This is a genomic window from Rubellimicrobium mesophilum DSM 19309, assembly GCF_000600335.2.
GTDB classification, from domain to species: Bacteria; Pseudomonadota; Alphaproteobacteria; order Rhodobacterales; family Rhodobacteraceae; genus Rubellimicrobium; species Rubellimicrobium mesophilum.
In genome coordinates, this window is sequence record NZ_KK088544.1 from 1 (window position 1) to 2,248 (window position 2,248).

Annotated in this window: 2 protein-coding genes and 1 pseudogene; 1 reads left to right on the forward strand and 2 read right to left on the reverse strand. The window is 66.0% G+C overall.

Annotation, left to right across the window (positions count from 1 at the left end):
* Window positions 1–185, reverse strand: a pseudogene (locus RUMESO_RS02815) (hypothetical protein); the annotation flags it as partial.
* A gap of 972 nt (window positions 186–1,157) precedes the next feature.
* Here RUMESO_RS02815 and RUMESO_RS23800 point away from each other — a divergent pair.
* Window positions 1,158–1,598, forward strand: coding sequence for a GNAT family N-acetyltransferase (locus RUMESO_RS23800; protein ID WP_082483315.1), 441 nt, complete (start codon window positions 1,158–1,160; stop codon window positions 1,596–1,598).
* 446 nt (window positions 1,599–2,044) lie between these two features.
* Here RUMESO_RS23800 and RUMESO_RS02820 read toward each other — a convergent pair.
* The coding region (locus tag RUMESO_RS02820) for a transposase (protein ID WP_037277958.1) at window positions 2,045–2,248 on the reverse strand (204 nt) is incomplete at its 5' end.

Consider the following 2,248-nt stretch of genomic DNA (forward strand, 5'->3'; position numbering starts at 1 on the left):
TTGTAGGAGCCGGGCGCGGCCGAGCCCAGGCTCACCTCGGCGGCGCCGTCCGCAGCGATGCGCACCCGGTCGCGCGACCAGTTGGTGATGTAGCTGAGCGCTCCGGCGTCCCAGTCCGAGACTTGCCAGTCGCCGTTCGCGTAGCTCTGGCCCCCGAAGACCAGGTCGTTGTTGGTGTCGAACATGGGTTCCCCTTTGGCAGCGGTCGTCCACCGGGCCGGAGGGCCCGGGCGAGCCCAGCCGATGCGCTGGGCTCAAGGCGCGAGGTGGCGCCCGGGCGGGCGGCGCTCCGGGCGGGTCGGTGGTGGCGATGGCCGGCGCGGCTGTCCCTCCGCCCCGGCGTGATCGGGCCTAGAGGTCGGCCGCCCTCACGTCCAGAGGGCTCGCCTGACGCAGCGAAACCCCGCCCAACCCCCCAAGCCCTTGCGCGGGAACTCGCCACCCCCGCCCCAACGCAGCCCCAACACAGCGCCGCAACCCCAAGCCCGCCGCGCCGCGCCAGCCGGCCACCTCCTGTCCCGGTCGGGTCGGCAGAGCCAGGTCACTGGCGACACGGGCGACGGTTCGACCGGATGCCGCACCGGCCGTGCCTCGAGTTGGGGCAAATAACCTGATCGACTTGGATCTCGTGGGTCCTGTGGGCTCCTCGACGCCGGCCAGCCGTTCAATGCCAGGGGGCCGGCACAAGGGGAACCCAGAAGAGCCGGAGCATCACGCCCCCGGTCCATGTCCGGGCGACCTTGGAGACATCGTCCAAGCGATGCCAGATGGCACCGGCCTGCTCTTGGCCTTCACGCTAGCGGCTGGACCAAGGGAGAGCCGCCTTCGAAGGAGCCGCGAATGCCATGTGATGGCCGGTCTGGAGTGGCTACCGCGCACCTGCCCCAAGTGCCTCGCGGGCAGCAGGGCCTGCACACTCGACTGGGTCTCCGCTGGCCTGCTGCGCCCCCTCTGACCTGCCGAGGCGGCAACAAGGGCCAGGGTTCCCTGCGCGCCTTCGATCCTGATCGCTGCGGCAATCGCAACACCATCGGGCGCCATGATAGATGCCTGCAAGGCCTGCGCACCAACGCCACCCCCCTCGTTCAGTCAGGGGCCAAGAGCGTTTCGGCTGGCAATACTGGCTGGCAAGGTACGCTTGGTCTATTCAAGCCGGCATGAAGCTTCGCGCTCTGGAACTCGATGACGCGAAAGAGGCCGCAAGGGTGCTACGTGCATCGTTCGATGAGCGCCTGCCCTGGCTGGCAGGCCTGCACACGCCAGACGAGGACGTCCGCTTCTTCCGCCATCAGGTCTTGCCTGGATCCCAGGCCTATGGCGCCTTCGATGACGTCAGGCTGATCGGCATCATCGCCTTCCGGGAAGGCTGGATCGATCATCTGTACGTCCTTCCTAATGCTCAAAGGCGGGGCATTGGCGCGGCGCTGCTCGCTGTTGCGACTTCGGCTTGGCCCGATCTGTCGCTTTGGACGTTCCAGCGCAATGTCGGTGCGCGCAACTTCTACGAACGACATGGGTTCATTGCAGTCGAAGAGACAGATGGCAGTCTGAACGAGGAGAAGGAGCCTGATGTCCGGTATCGGTGGCGGCGGCCATAGTTGCCCAAGGTCCGTCTGAGCCACCGGGTCACGGATTCGGACCGTCGCCCTGACACCGTCACTTTCGACATGGTTCGGCTGTCGAACTGGGATAACCCGTCATGCCTTCCTTGAGCCCCAGGCTACTTCTGCTCTAGGCCTCGACCGACGATGGCGAGCGACTTGATGGTCATGCCCACCTTTGGTCGCTTGATGGCCGTCGAGTAAGGCAGATGCCCCAAAGAGGCTCCGATCGCGTCCACGCCGCAGGTCCTCAGCGCATTCATTGCCGCTTGATGCAACACGGCCGAACAGTGACATCGGCGGACGAGATCTGGTTTGAGACACATGCTGCAAGTCCTGTCGAACGTCGTCGGCACGACGGGACCTGGCGTCCTAACTTGGCCGCTGCACTGCAATACCGGAAGCGGGACTGTCGGGAATCTTGTGCGCGAGGCCGGGTACATTCAGCTGGCCTTGAAGCGTTCGCCGAAGACGATGGCGAACTGGGTCTTGGCTTCGAACCACTCGCGCGGCGGTCGCTTCCAATCCTCGGCCGCCCGGTTCAGCACGAGGTATAGCAGCTTGGTGGCCGCCTCGTCATTGGGGAAGTGCCCGCGTGCCCGGACCGCGCGGCGCAGCTTGGAGTTTAGCGCCTCGATGGCGTTGGT